The sequence below is a fragment of the Streptomyces sp. CY-1 genome (assembly GCF_047218265.1).
Lineage (GTDB): Bacteria > Actinomycetota > Actinomycetes > Streptomycetales > Streptomycetaceae > Streptomyces > Streptomyces niphimycinicus.
On sequence record NZ_CP178393.1, the window covers coordinates 3,470,525 to 3,488,388 of the forward strand.

Here is a 17,864-nt window from a genome sequence, read left to right on the forward strand (position 1 = left end):
ATGCGTCGCACGGGAGGCACGGCAGGCAGGGGGCCGCGGCGGGAGGCAGGGGGAGCGTCAGGCCGGATGGACCGCCTCGTGCTTCTCGTAGCAGTCACGGTCGAGGTCGCGGACATCGACGGTGGTCTGCACGGTCAGCCCCGGCACGGGCGCCATATGGGCACGGGCCACCTCCAGCACGGCGGCGGACAGCTCCCGCTTGGTCCCGGCGTCGCGCCCGGACAGGATGGACACCTCGATATGGATCATGGCGAGGTCCGCGGCGCCGTCCGCGAGATGGGCCTCCTCTATCCGCCGGAAGCGGGTCTTGCAGCCCGCCACCGCCGTGTCGACGGTCTTGGCGACCACCGGATGCAGGGCGGCACCGAAGCCGGGGCGGTCGAACGCGTCGGTCAGGGTGTCGGAGTATTCGACGATGATGTGCGGCATGGGCTTGCGCTCCTCCAGGGGTACGCGGCGGCCGGTGGCGCTGCCGCGTGGGGCCTCTTACGCGGGCATCGTCGCACCTCTTCCCACTCCACGGCCGAGCACCCCGGGCCCGCCATCCGCTTCGGCCCCAGCCCCGTATCCGCCTCGGTTCCACTTCAGCCCCGACCCCGGTATCTGCTTCAATAGGCCCATGGCCAGCCTCCATGACACCGCGACGGGTCGTTACGACCTCGAGCCGTTCTGGCCGTCCCGGCAGGCGCACCACTTCGACCGCGAGTGTTGCCGCGCATCCGATGCGCGGGCCCGCTCGCTCGGCCGCTGACCTCTCCGCCCGGCCGCCCAGCCCGCGCGCACGACGTCCATTGACGCCTTCTCGCGCGAAAGAGCCGACCTCATGACGAACCTCCGTAGCCTGTCGTCCGCCTCCGCTCCCGCCACCCCTTCGGCAACGTCCGCTCCGGCGAACCGCCAGCGGCTGCGAGCCGTCGCACCGGACGAGGTGCCGCCGGTCGCCGATCTGCTGCACCCCGGCGCCACCTGGCTGCCCGCTCCCCCGCACACCCTGCCCACGCTCCCCGGCCATCCGCCGATGGTCGGCTATCTGGTGCTGGTCCCGGCCGACCGACAGCGGTCCCAGGCGGCGGGGCCGCCCCCGGAGGGAATACCGGCGGTGACGGGCGAAACGAGCGAGACGGGCGAGACGGGTGACGAGCTGATCCGGATCGACCCCGACCACCGGACCGCCGAGGTCGCGGGGCGGCCGCTGGAGCTGACCTACCTCGAGTTCGAGCTGCTGAGCCATCTCGTCGCCCATCCGCACCGGGTGCACTCCCGCGATCAGCTCGTGACCACGGTGTGGGGGTACGGCCATGTCGGCGACGGCCGGACCGTCGATGTCCATGTGGCCCGGCTGCGCCGCAAGATGGGCCCCGAGCACCGGGGGACGATCGTGACGGTGCGGCGGGTGGGGTACAAGTACGTGCCCACCGTCTGACCGTATCCATGAACCCATGACGCCCGCCGTGCCGGACAGACCAGAAGCCTGTCCGGCACGGCGGACGCGTATCCGGACGCATACCCGGATCCGTACCCGGATGCGGACCCGGATGCGGACCCCCGCTCAGCGGCCCGCCCCCACCAGCGGCGGCCGCGGCCGCTCCACCGGCTCCTCGCCGTGGTCGATGCTCGGCAGCCACCGCAGGGCGCGCGGCAGATACCAGTTGCGCTCCCCCAGCAGCGCCATCACCGAGGGCAGCAGCACCATCCGCACCAGCGTGGCGTCCACCAGCACCGCGACCGCGAGCCCGACACCCATCTGCTGCATGTCCTGCATCCGCAGCAGCGCGAAGACCGCGAACACGGCGACCATGATGGTGGCCGCCCCGGTGACCGAGCCCGCCGTCGTCCGGATGCCCTCGCGGATCGCGTCCCGGGTGGCGAGGCCCCGTTCATGGGCCTCCCGGATCCGCGAGACCACGAAGACGTGGTAGTCCATCGACAGCCCGAAGAGGATGACGAGGACGAACAGCGGCATCCACGATTCGATCGCCCCGGCCGGCTCCATCCCCAGCAGCTCCGCGCCCCAACCGTGCTGGAAGACGGCGGTCATGGTGCCGTACGCGGCGCCCACCGACAGCAGGTTGAGCACGATCGAGACGAGGGCGATCGGCAACGACCGGAAGCAGAGCAGCATCAGAACGAAGGTCACGGCGGCGATGAAGAGGAAGACCGGTGCGATATCGGTCTTGAGCTGGTCGTTGAAGTCGCGGCTCCCGGCGAGTTCACCGCTCACATACACCTGGTCGGAGACCGGTCCGAGGATCTTCGGCACCAGATCGTCCCGGAGGGTGTCCAGGGCGCGCCGGGAAGTGGCGTCCTGACCGTCCCCGGCCAGCGGCACCTCGATCCGGGCCACCCCCTTCGTACGGTGCGCCTCGACGTCGACCGTCCTGCCGAACCGCCCGGAGGCGGCGAGTTCCTTCTTGAAGTCCGCGACGGCCGTCTCGAAGCGGGGCGAGGCGATCTCGTCGGAGCGCAGCACCACCTCGGCCGGGGCGGGGCCGCCGGGGAAGGCGCCGGTGATCTCCTGGTAGGCCACGGTGATCGGGGCGTCGGAGCCGAACTGCTTGTCCATGCCGAGCTGTTCGGTCTTCATCCCGAGGGCGGGCGCGGACAGCGCCAGCAGCAGCGCGCCCGATACGACGGCGAACAGCTTCGGCCTGGCCAGGACGGGCCGCATCAGCTTGACGGTGACGCCACCGCTGCTGTGCACGCCCTTCTTCCGGCGGCGGTTCAGCAGCGGCACCCGCCCGGCGTCGATCCGGTCGCCCAGCCAGGACAGCATCGCGGGCAGTACGGTCACCGAGCCGAGCATCGCCATCAGGACGACCAGGATGGTGGCGACCGCGAAGCCGTGGAACAGCAGCAGCCCGGACAGGAACATCCCGGACATCGCCAGCATGACCGTGACCCCGGAGATCAGCACCGCCCGGCCGCTGGTGGCGGCCGCGATCCGCAGCGCGGTCTCCGCGTCCCGGCCCGCGGCCCGCTCATCGCGCTCCCGCCGCAGATAGAACAGCGAGTAGTCGACGCCGACGGCCAGGCCCACCAGGAACATCACCGAGGTGGTGGAGTCGAACATGGGCAGCTTGTGGCTGACGAGGGCGAGCAGTCCGAAGGTGCCGACGCAGGCGGTCACCGCGAGCAGCACCGGCAGCAGGGCGGCCACCAGCGCCCCGAAGACCACCAGCAGAATGCCCAGCGCCAGCGGCACGGCGGTCAGTTCCGCCTTCTTGAAGTCGTTGGTGAGCATGTCGTCGAGCCGGTGCTGGGCGGTGGCGTCGCCGAACTCGTGGACCACGATGCCCCGATGGGCCGACTCGGTCTTCTGCACCGCCTCGACGACCGGCTCCACCCGCTTCCCGGCGGTGTCCGGGTCGCCCTTCATCTCAAAACTGATCAGGGCCTCCCGTCCGCTCTCCGAGCGCACCGGCGGCTGGATGCGCACCGCCTCACCCGTCCGCTCCAGTCGCGCCACAAGGTCGCGGGCCGCGTCCCGCCAGCCGTCCGGGCGGTCGCCGCGCAGCATCACCATCTCCCCGGCCGGGGTCTGGAGGCCGGCGTCCTCCAGGATCTTCTCCGCACGTGCGGAATCGCCCGTACCGTTCTCGGAGTTGGTCATCTGCCGGGACCCCGACATTCCGCCGACCACGGCGACGACCACGACGAACAGCAGCCATCCGACGATCGCGGTCTTGCGGTGGCGAGTGCTCCACCCACCCAGCCGCACGGCCAGGCCCTTCCTCGTTGCGCTCATGGCGTCTCTCCCCGTGCGGTACGGACGGAACAGGTCATGCCACGAAGCTAGAAAACCGCAGGTCCGCGCCCCAGCCGGGCAGCCACCCAGTCGCCGAGCCATAGGGCGAGGCAGGGAGGTGGTGCCAGGTACACCCCGGGACGGAGCCCTGCCCCCGTGTCCGGGCCGCGGGGCGCTGACACACTGAGGTGGCCCGACGACACGGGCACGAGGATCCGACCAGCGAGGGGGACTCAGGATGAACGGACGCAGAGCGCTGACGGCCTGCGCACGGGGGTTCGCCGTCTCCTGGCTCGCGCTGGTGTCGATCATCCTGTCCGTGCTGACGATCGTGTCGATCGCCTTCATCACGCTGGGCCTGGGCGTCCTCACCACCCCTCCCCTGATCAAGGCGGTGCGCGCACACGCCAACCGGCGCCGGCTCCTGGCCGCCACCTGGTCCGGCGTCACCATCCGGGCGCCGTACCGCCCGCTGCCCACCGACCGGCGCGCCGGGATCACCGGGCAGGTGGAGCTGTGCACCTTCCTGCTGAAGGACCCGGCCACCTGGCGCGATCTGCTGTGGCTTCAGGTCGACATGACGGCCGGATACGCCATCTCGCTGCTGGCCTTCGCCCTCGTGCCGTACGGGATCGAGGGGTTCGTCCTGGCCGCCGGGGTGTGGCAGCCGATCGTGGACGCGGGCGGCACCTACTGGTACGCGTTCCTCCCCATCGACTCCCAGGGGACGGCCCTCCTCGCCGTACCGCTCGGCATCGGCTTCATGGCGCTCGGGGCCACCGTCTCCCCCCTCCTGCTGCGCGGCCACTTCCTGCTGGCGCGCGCCTTCCTGGACCCGACCCCGCAGATGGCGCTCGAGCAGCGGGTACGGCGGCTCACCGAGACCCGGCATGACGCCGTGGACACCTCCGCCGCCGAACTGCGCCGCATCGAGCGCGATCTGCACGACGGCGCCCAGGCCCGGCTCGTCGCCATGGGCATGAGCCTGGGCACCGTGGAGGCCCTGATCGAGAAGGACCCGGCCAAGGCCAAGGAACTGCTCGCCGCGGCCCGTACGAACTCCGCCGAGGCCCTGGCCGAGCTGCGCGACCTGGTCCGCGGCATCCATCCGCCCGTCCTGGCCGAGCGTGGCCTGGGGGACGCGGTGCGCGCACTGGCGCTGCGGATGGCGGTGCCCGTGGAGGTGGACGTGGAGCTGGCGGGCCGGGCCGATGAACCGGTCGAGTCGGCCGCCTACTTCGCGGTCAGCGAGGTGCTGACCAACGCGGCGAAGCACGCGGGCGCCTCGCGGATGTGGCTGGATGTGCACCACGCGGAAGGCATGCTGCGCATCACCGTGACCGACGACGGCCGCGGCGGCGCCCAGATCACCCCGGAGGGCGGGCTGAGCGGGGTCGAGCGGCGGCTGGGCACCTTCGACGGGGTCCTCGCGGTCAGCAGCCCGAGCGGCGGGCCGACCATGGTGACGATGGAGATCCCCTGCGCACTCTCGGCGCAGGGCGCCACCAGGTGACCCGCCGCGCGGATCACGAGGGGCGCTCGGGCGGGGGGAATCCGGAGCGCCGCGCGCACTCAGTCAGTGATGTACCAGTCGTCCTTCATGTACTCCAGGGTGCTGGTGCCGATCTCGCTTTCGGAGAAGGTGACGGTGGCCTTGACCGCATCGGCCGGAATGTCGATCTTGGCGGGGCTTCGTACGGCGACCTTCTGCGGGTCGACCGTCGCGGTCCGCAGAGCCTTCTTCTGCGTAGGCGAGATCATCTGGAACGTGACGAGGAACGTGGACGTGCACGGACCGAACCCCTGGTCCTCCGCCTGCTTCGCCGCGGGCCCGGCCACCTCGCAGACCGTCTTGATGTCCTCCCGGCCCACGGCGTGCAGATACTCCTCGTACCGCCGGATCGCCCCCTCCTTCGTCCTGGGCGCGGCCTGGTCCGTGGGCTGTTCCGTGGGCTGACCCGTGGGCCGGCCCGTGGGCTGTTCCGTGGGCTGGTCCTTGGGCGGATCCGTCGGCTTCTTGTCGGCGGGCCCGCAACTGTCGTTGGTGAAGATGCCCGACAGCAGACGCCCCGGGCGCGGGCCCATCGGCCCGTTGAACCCGCTCACATGCTGCTGCGACCCCCACCACCCGGCGTACCCCCACCAGGGCTCGCGGTCGACAGGGCGGGCGTGCTCCCAAGTGCGCCACTCGGCGCCGCCCTTCGAGGGCCGATCGAGCGTGCCGTTCACCCACTGGTTCTTATCGGTCGGATAGGAGCCGTGTGAACCACGCGCCGAGTACACCGTCGGATGCCCGTCCCGCGGATCCAGTTCCGACCACTTCACGCTGCACGTGTCCTTGCCGTGCTTCGCGAACGTCACCGCCTCCGGCTTGCCGTCGCGCATCTGGACCGCGACGCGCTCCCAGTCGCCCTCGTGCCGGTTGCCCGGGGTCAGGCTGTTGTAGGCGTAGAAGAACCAGTAGACGTACGCCGCGCGCTTGGGGTCGGTCTTGTGGTTGTGGTACTCCCAGTAGACCGGCGCGTCGGTGCCCTCGCCCTTCCGCACCTCCTTCGGCGGGTCGAGATAGAAACCGCCGTCGGCCTCGGTCGAGGTGTGCCACTTGTCCCCGTGTCCGGGGCAGGACACCGGCTTGGACGAGGACTTCCCCGGCTGCACGTCCGCGTGCTTGTAGGGACTGTCCTTACTCCCCAACCGCCGCGGGTCGGGCGGATCGGCCACCGGTCCCTCGTCACGGCAGAAGCCGTCGTGGTCGAAGCGCAGCGCGGACCGCCCGATGAACCGCGTCGCGTCCATCGGCAACAGCGACTCCCCCTTGGCCAGCCGCACCAACGGCGCGAACCGCGCGGCCTCGGCCGCGGACCCCTTCGAAGGCGCCGCCCCCGTCCACTCCTTCTCCTTCTCCGGCCCGCACGCCACCAGCGCCACCGAAAGCGACACCGCCACGCCCACCATCACCCGCACCCGACCCAGCACCGGCTCCCCCTTCGTTCGCCCGCCACCAGCCGGCAGCGTGTCAAGAGGACATTACGCAGAATCCGGCAGACCGGTTCCCCGCCCGGGCCGCTGATCCCCTCCCGCTCACGGCACAGCGGTACATTCGTCGGATTCGGTCACGTCCCCCACCCCAGGGGCCCGACGAAGTCTTGGAGCCGCCGTGCGCGTTGTCCTCGCCGAAGACCTCTTCCTCCTGCGGGACGGACTGGTCCGCATGCTGGAGGCGTACGACTTCGAGGTCGTGGCGGCCGTGGAGAGCGGGCCCGAGCTGAGCAAGGCGCTGGCGGAGCTGGAGCCGGATGTCGCGGTGGTGGATGTGCGGCTGCCGCCGTCGTTCAGCGATGAGGGGCTCCAGTGCGCGCTACAGGCCCGGCGGGCGCGGCCGGGGTTGCCGGTGCTGGTGCTGTCCCAGCATGTGGAGCAGTTGTACGCGCGGGAGCTGCTCGCGGACGGCAGCGGCGGCATCGGATATCTGCTCAAGGACCGGGTCTTCGACGCCGATCAGTTCATCGACGCGGTGCGGCGGGTCGCCGCCGGGGGTACGGCGATGGATCCGCAGGTGATCTCGCAGTTGCTGGACCGGCGCGCCCAGGACAAGCCGCTGGGACGGCTGACGCCGCGGGAGCTGGAGGTGATGGAGCTGATGGCGGAGGGGCGGTCGAATACGGCGATCGCGGCGCAGCTCTTCGTCACCGAGCGGGCGGTGGCCAAGCACACCTCCAACATCTTCGGAAAGCTCGGGCTGCCGCCGTCGGACGACAACAACCGCCGGGTGCTGGCGGTGCTGGCCTACCTGGACCGGGGCTGATGGTCCATGGCCCCGGGAACCGGCACCTTCCCGTGCGCCCCATTGCTCCCACCCCATAACGCTGGTTAAGTGCCTTCTTCATACGACGCATTGGCCGTTGTCCGATGGGGGGCGCATGAGCGACCTGAGCAGACGCACGCTGATCGGAACCGCCGGAGCACTCGGGGCCGGGGCCACGCTGGGGAGCCGCATCCCCGCGGTGGCCGATGAGCCGCACAACGCACAGGACACCGCCGTGACCGCATTCGACACCGCCCCCGCACGGGCCGCCCTGCGACGGCTGCTTCCGGCCCACGCCGGGCAGTTCCGGCTGGTGGCGCTGACCAAGCGGGGCGATGAGGAGCGGTTCGAGGTCGACGGGTCCGCGGGGCGGGTGACCGTCTCCGGCACCAGCCCGGCGGTGCTGCTCACGGGCGTGCACTGGTATCTCAAGTACACCTGCCACGCCCAGCTCACCTGGTCCGGCGATCAGCTCAACCTGCCGGAGAAGCTGCCCGCGCCCGCCCGGCGTCTCACCCACTCCACCGCGCTGCCGCACCGCTTCGCGTTCAACGACACGCATGACGGCTACACCGCGCCGTTCGCCGACTGGGACCGCTGGGAGCACCTGATCGACGTCGCGGCCCTGCACGGCTGCAACGAACTGCTGGTCACCGCCGGTCAGGAGGCCGTCTACCACCGGCTGCTCCAGGAGTTCGGCTACACCGAGACCGAGGCGCGCACCTGGCTTCCCGCCCCCTCCCACCAGCCGTGGTGGCTGCTTCAGAACATGAGCGAATACGGCGGCCCGGTCTCCACCGCGCTCCTGGCCAAGCGCACCGAGCTGGGGCGGCGGATCGCCGACCGGCTGCGGGAGCTGGGCATGCGGCCGGTGTTCCCCGGCTACTTCGGCACCGTCCCCGACGGCTTCGCGGACCACAACCCGGAGGCCCGTACGGTCCCGCAGGGCGACTGGAACGGGCTCAGGCGGCCCGACTGGCTCGATCCGCGCACCGAGTCCTTCCGGAAGGTGGCCGCCGCCTTCTACCACCATCAGCGCGAACTGTTCGGCGAGGCCGAGCTGTTCAAGATGGATCTGCTGCACGAGGGCGGCGACCCCGGCGACGTCCCGGTGCCCGACGCCGCCCGCGCGGTGGAGACCGCGCTGCGGACCGCCCGCCCCGGCGCCATCTGGGTGATCCTCGGCTGGCAGGAGAACCCCCGCCGCGATCTGCTGGACGCCGTCGACCACGACCGGATGCTCGTGGTGGACGGTCTTTCGGACCTGGACACCGTCACCGACCGGGAGAAGGACTGGGGCGCGGTGCCGTACGCGTTCGGCACCATCCCCAACTTCGGCGGCCGCACCACGATCGGCGCCAAGACCCATATGTGGACGAAGCGGTTCACCGTATGGCGCGACAAGCCGGGCAGCAAGCTGGTCGGCACGGCCTATATGCCGGAGGCGGCCGAGCGGGATCCGGCCGCGTTCGAGCTGTTCAGCGAGCTGGCGTGGCGGGAGGAGGCGGTGGACCGGGCCGAGTGGTTCCGCTCGTACGCCGATGTGCGCTACGGCGGACGGGACGGCAAGGCCCGGGAGGCGTTCGCCGCGCTGCGCGACACCGCGTACGAGATCAGCAGCAAGGACGGCCGCCCGCATGACTCGGTCTTCGCCGCCCGCCCCTCCCTGACCGCACGTTCGGGCACCAACTACGCGACCCACACCCCCGCCTTCGACCCGGCCGGTTTCGATGTGGCCTTCGCGGCGCTGCTGGGCGTACGGACCGGGCTGCGCGACAGCGACGCCTACCGCCATGACCTCACCGACATCGCCCGGCAGGCGCTCGCCAACCGCTCCTGGCAGCTCATCCCCCAACTCCAGGACGCCTACGGCCGTAAGGACCGCACGGCCTTCCGGACGCTGGCCCGGCTGTGGCTCAAACTGATGCGGCTCAGCGACGACATGACCGGCGCCCACCGGCGGTTCCTGCTGGGCCCGTGGCTCGAGGACGCCAAGCGGATGGCGTCGGGCGAGGAGGAGTCGGCCCAACTGGAGCGGGCCGCGCGCACCCTCATCACCACCTGGGCGGACCGCGCCACGGCGGACGGCGGCAAGCTGGCCAACTACGCCAACCGCGACTGGAGCGGCCTCATCGCCGACTTCCACCTCCCCCAGTGGCAGTCCTATCTGGACGAGCTGGAGGACGCGCTGGCCGAGAACCGCCCCCCGCGCTCCTTCGACTGGTTCGCCGTCGAGCAGCCGTGGACCCGGGAGCGCACAAGCTATCCCGTGCGGCCGACGGCGGACGCCCATCGCACCGCCCAGCGGGTGTACGAGGCGCTGGCCAAGGCCCCCTACCAGGGCACACTGACCGTCACCGCCGAGCCCGCCGCCCTGCCGCCCGGCGGCACCGCGTCCCTCACCGCCGCCCTGCGCAACGTCAACGGGCTGCGTCCCACCGGCCGCGTCGACTTCGACCTCACCGTGACCGGCCTGGACCCGGCCCCGGACGGGCCGACCCGGCTGCCCGGCGTCCCCGCGGGCGGCACGGGCGAGGTCCGCTGGCGCGCGACCGCGCCAAACGAGCCGCTGGAGCACCCGCTCAAGCCGCTGCCGTACGAGCTGGGCGTCACCTACGGGCCACGGGGCGAGGACCGGGTGCGGGCCGTGCGCACCGGGACGCTGTGGATCGCCGGACCGCTGGCGGACGGCCTGCGGACGGTCACCAACAGCGGTGCGGTCTTCGGGCAGTTGGACGAGCGGTTCGCGATCGACGGCGCGGGCCAGGACCTGTGGAAGGGCACCGCCGAATTCGGCTCCGTCTACCGCGATGGCGTCCTCACGGTGGGCACGGCCATCACCGTGAAGGTGACCGCCCAGGCGGCCACCGGGCCCTGGGCGCGGGCCGGGATCATCGTCCGCGACGACCTCGCCACGGCGGGCTCCCCCGGCTTTGTGAACCTCTCCGTCACCCCGGCCAACGGGGTCGTCCTGTCCTACGACTCGAGCGGCGACGGCACGCTGGACACCTACCAGCGGATCACCGGCGTCAAGGCACCCGTCCTGCTCCGGCTGACCCGCACCGCGGCCACCTCCTACACCGGCGAGCTGTCCACCGACGACGGTGCGACCTGGCGGAAGGTGGCCACGGTCACGGCACCGGGCGGGGCGGCCGCGCAGGACGCCGGAATCTTCATGACGGCGGCGAACGGAGGCACGGGGGTGCGGGGGACGGTCGAGTTCAGCGGCTGGAAGAGCGGTACGCCGTAGCGGGGTGGCGCCGGTGGCGGGGCGGGGCTCGGGGGTGTCCGGCGGGTGGTGACGCCTGCGGCGGGCTGTTCCCCTCCCCGCCCCTTCCCTCAACTGGGGCTCCGCCCCAGGCCCCGGCCGGACGACCCGGATGTGCACGGGCGTCCGCCCGGTCATCCGCCGCGTCGGCGTGCCGACCGCGATCAGCCCGCCGGTGCGGGAGTTCACGGCGGCGACGGTCGGCTCGTCGACGCGAGGGGCCAGGGGCGGAGCCCCTGCCACGTGCCGGAGCACATACCGATGCCGCGGGAAGGGGCGGGGACGGGAAAGCATCGATTTGCGGCTCCGCCGCGTGGTGGGGCTCCGCCGCGGCCCCCTGGACGCCGGGGTCTGGGGCGGAGCCCCAGTTGTGGGAAGGGGCGGGGAGGGGAAAGCAGCCCGCCGCAGGCGCCGAGTCCCGCCGGACACCCGTAGGTGACCTACCCGGCCCGCCACTCGTTCACGACACGTGGACCAGCACCAGGCGACAGTCGCCCCCGACGACGAAACCACCGGCCTGATCGACGTCGAGCAGGCCGAGGCCGCCATCGTCGAGCACTATCCGCGGCTGGTGCGGCTCGCGTATCTCATCCTGCCGCCGGGCATCGGGCGCACCCGCCGGGTGCTCGCGGCGCATGCCCTCGCCCAGCGCGCGCTGCCGCGCAACCGCGGCTACGGCACGGGCCCGGACCCGCACCCCGATGTCGAACTGCCCTGGCAGCGCGGGACGAAGGGCCCGGGGGCCGACACCGGCTATGCCTATGTGCGGCTGCGGGTGCTGCGCCTGGCGCTGCGCGCCGCCCGGCCGCGGCGCTGGTGGCAGCGGCCCCCGGCGCTGCCGCAGGTGTTCGGGCTGCGGCTGTTCCCGCGCTCCGGCGGGGCCGATGAACTCGCCCTGGAGCGAGCCCTGTCGGAGCTGTCCGGCCCCGGCCGCGCCGCGTACGTACTGCGGGAGCTGGAGCGGCTCGGTGAGCACGAGGCGCGCACCCTGCTGCGCGCCGCGGGGGTCGACGACGCGCGGGCCGCGCTGGACGAGGCGGATTCGGTGCCGGAGCAGGCCGGCAGCCGGGACGAATCGCTGCTGGAGTCCGCGGAGTTCGACCCGTGTTCGCTCCAGGCGCGGCCCACCGATCTGATGCGCCGCCGTCAGCATGTGCGGGCGGTGCTGGTGGCCGTGGTGGCGCTGGTGGTGTGCGGAACGCTGCTGGGTGTGCCGGGGCGGGGCTGGGGGCCGACCGGTGCGGCCGCGCCCTCGTACGCCCGTAATCCGTCCTCCGAACGGGCCCTGGATCCGGCTCGGTTGACGCGGGCCGCGCCCGACGCCTGGCGCAACGCGTCCCGCGCCGGGTTCTCCTCCTGGCCCGCGCGCGGCGACCGCGTACGGGACACCGCGCTGCTGCGCCGCGCGCTGGCCGTGTGGGCGCGGCCGGGCCGTTCGGTGCGGGTGTCGGCCACCCTGGGCACGCAGTCCGGGCCGCCCTCGGGGCCGCCGCAACTGCTGTTCGCGGGCGAGGTGGACCAGGCCACGGTGGTGCTGCTGTACGACGGACTGCGGGTGGCGCGGTACGCGGAGGCGGGCGAGGGCAGTGCCGCCGCGCTGGACTTCGCCCGGCTGGACGCGGCCGACGCGGCCACCTCGACCGCGCTGGTCCTCAGCCGCACGGACGGCAACGTCCGCTATCTGACCGCCCCTTGGGTGCGCCATGCCTGGGTGCGGGATCTGCTCCACCCGGCCGGGGCGCCACGTCCGCTGCACCGCACCGGGCACGGGGTGACCGACCCGGTGCGCACCGTTCCGCAACTGCGGCCCTGCCGTGGCTGGCCCGCCCTACAGTTCGGCTCCCGGCTCGTCGCCGACCTGGGCGAACTGGCCCCGGCCCGGCTCACGTACGGCACCCCCGGTGCCGGTGTCCGCGATGTGGCGGGGCGGGCGGCCCGTGCGAGCTGGGCCAGGACCGGGTGCCGGCTGGCGATGATGCGCGGGCGGGGGGTGCGCTCGGTCAACGCCTGGCGGTTCGCCGCCCAGGCCCTGCCGGAGGCGGGCGGCCACGCGGCCTGGCTGTGCACCCGCGCCGACACCTGGCGGGACACGGGCAGCAAGGTCCTGGCCCAGTTCCAGCCGTGGGACACCCGCCGGGGCGCGACGGGCGCGGTCGTCTCCAGCGCCGACAACTCCCCCGCCTGCGGCCCGCGCGAGCCGCGGGTCCTGGCGGGGGTGCTGTGGAAGGCGCGGTCCGGCCGGTGGTATCTGCTGGCCGCCGGAAGCCGCCAGGTCACCGGGATCGTCGCCACCGGCGGCGTCCGGGGCCGCGGTTACGGCCGCGGCCTGACCCTCCCCGCGAAGGCGGGCGCCCGCGCCGACCTCAGGGCCCGGCTGGCGGATGGCGGCCGTCTGAGCCCATTGCGCTAGGGGGTGTCCGGCAGGCTTGACGCCTGCGGCGGGCTGTTCCCCTCCCCGCCCCTTCCCGATACCAAGGGCTTCGCCCCTGGACCCCGAACTCCGGGGGCGGGGCCCACGCCAATCCAGCCCCTCCGGCGCTTGAGGAGCGGGGTCCGGGGCGGGGCCCCGGCGGGGGGGCCGGGGGCGGGGCCTCTGGTATCGGGAAGGGGCGGGGAGGGGAAAGCATCGCTATGCGGCGCGCCCGCGTGGTCCGCCGGGCGCCCCGCCCAGCCCCCGGCCGCTAGCCCCCGCCCGCGAAGACGGCCACCGTACGCCCGGGCACCGCGAAGGTGCCGGTCGCGCGCTCGTACCGGGACGTCCTCACCGTGGCGTCGGCGCCATGCGCCTGGACCGGGTGGAGGGCGTACGGGCTCCCGGCCAGGCCGGGGACGGTCTGCGACTGCCGGGACGGGGTCGCGTTGAAGACCACGACCAACCCACCGAGCCGCATGGTGATGACCCCCGGCGTCTCCCCGGTCCCGGACAGCGGGAAGGACAGCGCCCTCTGCACCCCCTCCGCCGTGCCCTGGCTGAACGCCGCCTCCGTGGTGCGGATCCGCAGCAGGTCCCGGTAGGCCGCCGAGGCGCCCGTGATCTCGGGGCAGCCGGGGCGTGCCGCGGGATTGGTCAACAGGGGCTTGGCGTAAGGCCACTTGGGCTGGTTGTCCGCCGCCGGGGGCAGTCCGCGCCCGAAGCCGTTGCCGGACGCGCAGTCCCAGTGGATGGCGTTGAACCAGTCGCCGCTGTCGAAGGAGTTGCGGTCCAGGGACTTCGAGCGCAGCAGGTCGGTCCCGGCCTGGCTGAGCGCCGGGCCCTGGGAGAGGGTGGCGGTGGCCAGGGCCAGTACCTGCGCCCGGGCCCGGTCGGCGGCCGAGGTGGCGGCGGGGAGCTTGTAGGCGAGCGCGTCGTAGAGGGTCTCGTTGTCATGGGCGTCGGCGTAGGCGAGCGCGTCGCCGGGGGCGGCGGCGTAACCGGCCGGGGAGCCGTTGTAGTCGACCTCGGAGCCCTTGACCTTGCGTCCGCCGGTGTCGGTGAAGGCGTAGTCGGCGAGGTTGCCGGAGAGCCCGACCTTGATCAGGTCCTGGGCGTGCAGCAGCCGGGCCCGCTGCTCGTCCGGGCTCCCGTTGGCGGGCGACCCGTTGGGGTCGGTGAAGAGCCCGGAGGCGAAGCCCTGGACGCGGGGGTCCTCGTCGAACGGCCCGCCGCCGCGCACCGCGTCCCGCGCCCGGTCGCTGAAGGTGGCGATGCCGGTGCCGGCCATATTGCGCTGGGTGGCCTGGACGAAGCGGGCGTCGTCGGCCACTTCGCCGAAGTTCCAGCCCTCGCCGTAGAGGATGATCGACTTGCCGTCCACCCCGTCCTTGGCGGGGGTCAGTGCGTCGAGGGCCTTGCGTACGGCCAGGATGTTGGCCTTGGGGTGGTGGCCCATGAGGTCGAAGCGGAAGCCGTCGACCTTGTACTGCCTGGCCCAGGTGACGATCGAGTCCACCACCAGCTTGCCCATCATCGCGTGCTCGGGTGCGGTGCCGGGGCAGCAGGTGGAGGTGGCCACACTGCCGTCGTCCAGCAGCCGCTGGTAGTAGCCGGGCACGATCCGGTCGAGCACCGACTTCCCGTCCTGTCCGGCGGCCACGGTGTGGTTGTAGACCACGTCCATGACGGTGCGCAGCCCGGCGTGGGCCAGGCCCCGCACCATCTGCCGGAACTCGCGGGTGCGGGCCGGGCCGTCCGGGTCGCTCGCGTAGGACCCCTCCGGCACCGTGTAGTGCAGCGGGTCGTAGCCCCAGTTGAAGCCGTCCTTCGCGGCCGTCTCGGCCACGCACTTCTGCTGGCGGTCGGAGTCGGCGGGCAGGGCGGCCAGCTCGCAGCCGGGCCGGGCCTGGTCGGACCGCCGCTCCGGGACGGTGCCGAAGTCGAAGGCGGGCAGCAGATGGACGTACGAGGTGCCGGACCGGGCCAGCCGCCCGAGGTGCCGCATCCCGTCCGAGTCGCGGTCGGTGAAGGCGAGGTACTGGCCGGGGTGGGCGCTGGTGGGGTCCGCGATCGAGAAGTCGCGGATGTGCAGCTCCTGGATGCGGGCGTCGCGCAGCGGGACGGCCGCGGGTTTCTTCAGCGACGCCCAGCCGGCGGGGGCGAGCCGGGGGTCGGCCAGGTCGGTGACCAGGCTGCGGGCGGAGTCGGCGGTCAGGGCGGTCGAGTAGGGGTCGGTGACCTCGTTGGTGACGGTCTTCCCGACGCTCGGCGCCCAGACCTCGACCCGGTAGCGGTAGGGCTTGTCCCGCCAGTCGGGGCCGCCGGTCACGCTCCACACTCCGCTGCCGGGGTCCCGCCGCATGGCGACGGTGTGCCCGGCGAGGTCGAGCGACACGGACCGGGCGGTCGGCGCCCAGACGGAGAGGGTGGGGCGGTCCCCGTGGAAGACCGGGCCGAGTCGGGCCCGGCGCGCCCGATCGGCGTAGAGGTCGTCCAGGACGCCGGGGATCTGCACCCCGGTGCGGTGCAGTACCTGGCCGTGGTCGTCGGCCGCACGCTGAACGGCGGCGAGCGGGCCGCGCAGCGCGATGGCGGCCTTGTCGCGGTCGCGCGGGTCGAGGCGATAGGCGGGGCGCCCGGCCAGATGGGGGTAGGCGGCCTTCTGGGCGTCGGTCAGGGCGGCCGGGGTCAGCCGCAGGGTGCCGCCGTCGGCGTAGCTCAGCTCCTCGACGGTCGCGGCGGTGTGCTCGGCCTGCCAGACGACGGTGGCGCGGTCGATCCACTGCGCCTCGGCGGTGGCAGCGGTCGCTGCCGTGGCCCGGGCGGTCTGCGAGACGGCGGGCACGGCCGCCGCGCCCAGCGCCAGGGCGGCGAGCGCGGCGGCCGTACGGAACAGGGGGACTCTCGGGGGTTTCACGGGGCTGGTGGCTCCTTGAAGTGTGTGTGGATGTGGGCGCCGCGCCCACGTCCCCGGGCGGGACCGAGGCCGCCCCGGCCCGCCCGCGTAGCGGGGAGGACTGCGGGGCGATGCCCGGGCAGGGGCGGAGCCCGAGGCGAGCCCCGAGCCCTAGGCAGGGGCGGAACCCAGGGCCGAAACCGGGACCCCGGACCCGGGGCGGGGGCGGAGCCCCTTGCCTCCGGGCCCGCCGGTGCGGGCAGCGGCCTACCCGCAGTTACGAGCGCCCACATGCAGTGCCACCGCCGTATTCGCGCCCAGCGTGGCCGTGAACTTCCCCGCGGAGTCGACCGTCACGGACTTGCCGCTCTGCACATCGCAGTAGCCGCCGGCCGGGAGCGAGGTCTGGAAGGTCTGGGTGAGGGAGCCGCTTTCGTGGTTGATGGCCACGTACGCCTTGTCGCCGCGTCCGAAGGCGATGGCGTTGTTGCCGTTGTCCCACCAATTGGTCACCGATGCGCCGCGGGCGGTGTTGCGGAGGGCGACCATGCTCATGATCTCGGGCCACTTGTGCTGGCACTTCCAGCCGTCCTGGTAACAGGCGCCCACCGCGCCGCCGTTCGGCGGGCCCGCGTCGTTGTCGCTGAACTCGTAGCCGGAGTGGACGTCCGGGGAGCCGTAGGGCCAGGCCAGCATGAAGACGTTGGCGAGGGTGTAGTCGGCGCCGTTCTTGTACGTCAGCGTGGAGCCGTTGCGCTCGGTGTCCCAGTTGTCGACGAAGACACCGGACTGGCCGCTCGCCATATAGCCCCAGCCCTCGCCGAAGTTCTTCAGATACGCCAGCTTCTCGCCCTGGAACACCCGCTTGAGGTCACGGCCGTAGCGGAACTCCTGCACATCGCCGTTGCCCAGATACTCCGTCGGGGAGACCGCCTCGCCCTCGCCGTGGATGACCTCCTGCTTCCAGTAGACGCCGGGGTCGCTCAACTGGCTCTTGATGGCGGCCAGGTCCTCGGCCGGGATGTGCTTGGCGCCGTCGACGCGGAAGCCGTCCACACCGAGCGAGAGCAGGTCGTTCAGGTACTGCGCGAGCCGGGTGCGGACGTAACTCTCGCCGGTGTCCAGGTCGGCGAGGCCCACCAGCTCGCAGTGCTGCACATTCCAGCGGTCCTGGTAGTTGCTGATCTGCGAGGTGCAGTCGTCCATGTCCTGGGCCTGGTAGATCCCGGGATAGTCGTACTTGGTGTACGAGGAGCCGCCGGTGCCGGTGCCGGATCCGGCGGACATGTGGTTGATGACGGCGTCGGCGACCACCTTGACGCCCGCCGAGTGACAGGTGTCGATCATGTTCTTGAAGGCGGTGCGGTCGCCGAGCCGTCCGGCGATCTTGTAGCTGACGGGCTGGTAGGAGGTCCACCACTGGCCGCCCTGGATGTGCTCGGTGGCAGGTGACACCTCGACATAGCCGTATCCGGCGGGGCCGAGGGTGCTGGTGCACTCCTTGGCGACGGAGTCGTAACGCCACTCGAAGAGTTCGGCGGTGACGTCCTTGGTGCCGGGCGGTGTCGCCTGAGCCGTCTGCGGGGGCAGCGCGAGAAGGGCCACCGAGCCTGCCGCGAGGGCGAGTGCGGTGGCAAGGAAGGTGCGGTTGCCGGCCATCGTTCCTCCGTGGGGGGAAGAGCTGGGGTGACGATTGAGCCTCATGCGGCAACGCGCCATGCCCGTAAGGCCAGTTGA

General features: G+C 72.5%; 10 protein-coding genes. 5 read left to right on the forward strand and 5 right to left on the reverse strand.

Annotated features, from left to right (window positions below; all coding sequences use genetic code 11):
- Positions 1–57: 57 nt before the first annotated feature.
- Positions 58–429, reverse strand: coding sequence for a 5-carboxymethyl-2-hydroxymuconate Delta-isomerase (locus ACK1X7_RS15000; protein ID WP_385148408.1), 372 nt, complete (start codon positions 427–429; stop codon positions 58–60).
- A 394-nt stretch (positions 430–823) separates the two neighbouring features.
- Here ACK1X7_RS15000 and ACK1X7_RS15005 point away from each other — a divergent pair, with 394 nt between their 5' ends.
- Positions 824–1,423, forward strand: a complete 600-nt coding sequence (locus ACK1X7_RS15005) for a winged helix-turn-helix domain-containing protein (RefSeq protein ID WP_385148411.1) — start codon at positions 824–826, stop codon at positions 1,421–1,423.
- 126 nt (positions 1,424–1,549) lie between these two features.
- Here the strand turns inward: ACK1X7_RS15005 and ACK1X7_RS15010 are convergent, their stop codons facing one another.
- Positions 1,550–3,745, reverse strand: coding sequence for an MMPL family transporter (locus tag ACK1X7_RS15010; RefSeq protein WP_385148414.1), 2,196 nt, complete (start codon positions 3,743–3,745; stop codon positions 1,550–1,552).
- Between the two features lie 238 nt (positions 3,746–3,983).
- Here ACK1X7_RS15010 and ACK1X7_RS15015 point away from each other — a divergent pair, with 238 nt between their 5' ends.
- Positions 3,984–5,258 carry a sensor histidine kinase gene (locus tag ACK1X7_RS15015; RefSeq protein WP_385148417.1) on the forward strand — a complete coding sequence of 425 codons (1,275 nt, stop codon included), beginning with the start codon at positions 3,984–3,986 and terminating at the stop codon, positions 5,256–5,258.
- A 59-nt stretch (positions 5,259–5,317) separates the two neighbouring features.
- On the opposite strand, the gene ACK1X7_RS15020 is transcribed toward ACK1X7_RS15015, so the two are convergent.
- On the reverse strand, positions 5,318–6,721 hold the full coding sequence (locus ACK1X7_RS15020; RefSeq protein WP_413115162.1) for a PT domain-containing protein: 1,404 nt from the start codon (positions 6,719–6,721) through the stop codon (positions 5,318–5,320).
- Positions 6,722–6,902: 181 nt separating this feature from the next.
- On the opposite strand from ACK1X7_RS15020, the gene ACK1X7_RS15025 reads away from it, so the two are divergent.
- The 3 genes from ACK1X7_RS15025 to ACK1X7_RS15035 all read left to right on the forward strand — a co-directional run bounded on the left by ACK1X7_RS15025 (position 6,903) and on the right by ACK1X7_RS15035 (position 13,228).
- A complete protein-coding gene (locus tag ACK1X7_RS15025) occupies positions 6,903–7,550 on the forward strand; it encodes a LuxR C-terminal-related transcriptional regulator (protein ID WP_014060135.1) in 648 nt (215 codons plus the stop codon).
- A gap of 115 nt (positions 7,551–7,665) precedes the next feature.
- Entirely contained in the window at positions 7,666–10,800 is a 3,135-nt protein-coding gene (locus ACK1X7_RS15030) for an alpha-N-acetylglucosaminidase TIM-barrel domain-containing protein (protein WP_413115163.1), read from the forward strand.
- A gap of 487 nt (positions 10,801–11,287) precedes the next feature.
- Positions 11,288–13,228 (forward strand): hypothetical protein, encoded by a 1,941-nt coding sequence (locus tag ACK1X7_RS15035; protein ID WP_398159347.1) that lies wholly within the window; start codon positions 11,288–11,290, stop codon positions 13,226–13,228.
- A gap of 271 nt (positions 13,229–13,499) precedes the next feature.
- On the opposite strand, the gene pulA is transcribed toward ACK1X7_RS15035, so the two are convergent.
- Positions 13,500–16,148 carry a pullulanase-type alpha-1,6-glucosidase gene (gene pulA, locus ACK1X7_RS15040; protein ID WP_413115164.1) on the reverse strand — a complete coding sequence of 883 codons (2,649 nt, stop codon included), beginning with the start codon at positions 16,146–16,148 and terminating at the stop codon, positions 13,500–13,502.
- Between the two features lie 246 nt (positions 16,149–16,394).
- The gene (locus ACK1X7_RS15045; RefSeq protein ID WP_385156589.1) at positions 16,395–17,786 is read right to left on the reverse strand and encodes an alpha-amylase; all 1,392 of its coding nucleotides are present in this window, start codon (positions 17,784–17,786) and stop codon (positions 16,395–16,397) included.
- Between the last annotated feature and the right edge of the window lie 78 nt (positions 17,787–17,864).

Coding starts and splice junctions, on each gene's coding strand:
- ACK1X7_RS15000 (WP_385148408.1), bottom strand. CDS start 429: ATGCCGCACATCATCGTCGAATACTCCGACACCCTGACCGACGCGTTC.
- ACK1X7_RS15005 (WP_385148411.1), top strand. CDS start 824: ATGACGAACCTCCGTAGCCTGTCGTCCGCCTCCGCTCCCGCCACCCCT.
- ACK1X7_RS15010 (WP_385148414.1), bottom strand. CDS start 3,745: ATGAGCGCAACGAGGAAGGGCCTGGCCGTGCGGCTGGGTGGGTGGAGC.
- ACK1X7_RS15015 (WP_385148417.1), top strand. CDS start 3,984: ATGAACGGACGCAGAGCGCTGACGGCCTGCGCACGGGGGTTCGCCGTC.
- ACK1X7_RS15030 (WP_413115163.1), top strand. CDS start 7,666: ATGAGCGACCTGAGCAGACGCACGCTGATCGGAACCGCCGGAGCACTC.
- ACK1X7_RS15045 (WP_385156589.1), bottom strand. CDS start 17,786: ATGGCCGGCAACCGCACCTTCCTTGCCACCGCACTCGCCCTCGCGGCA.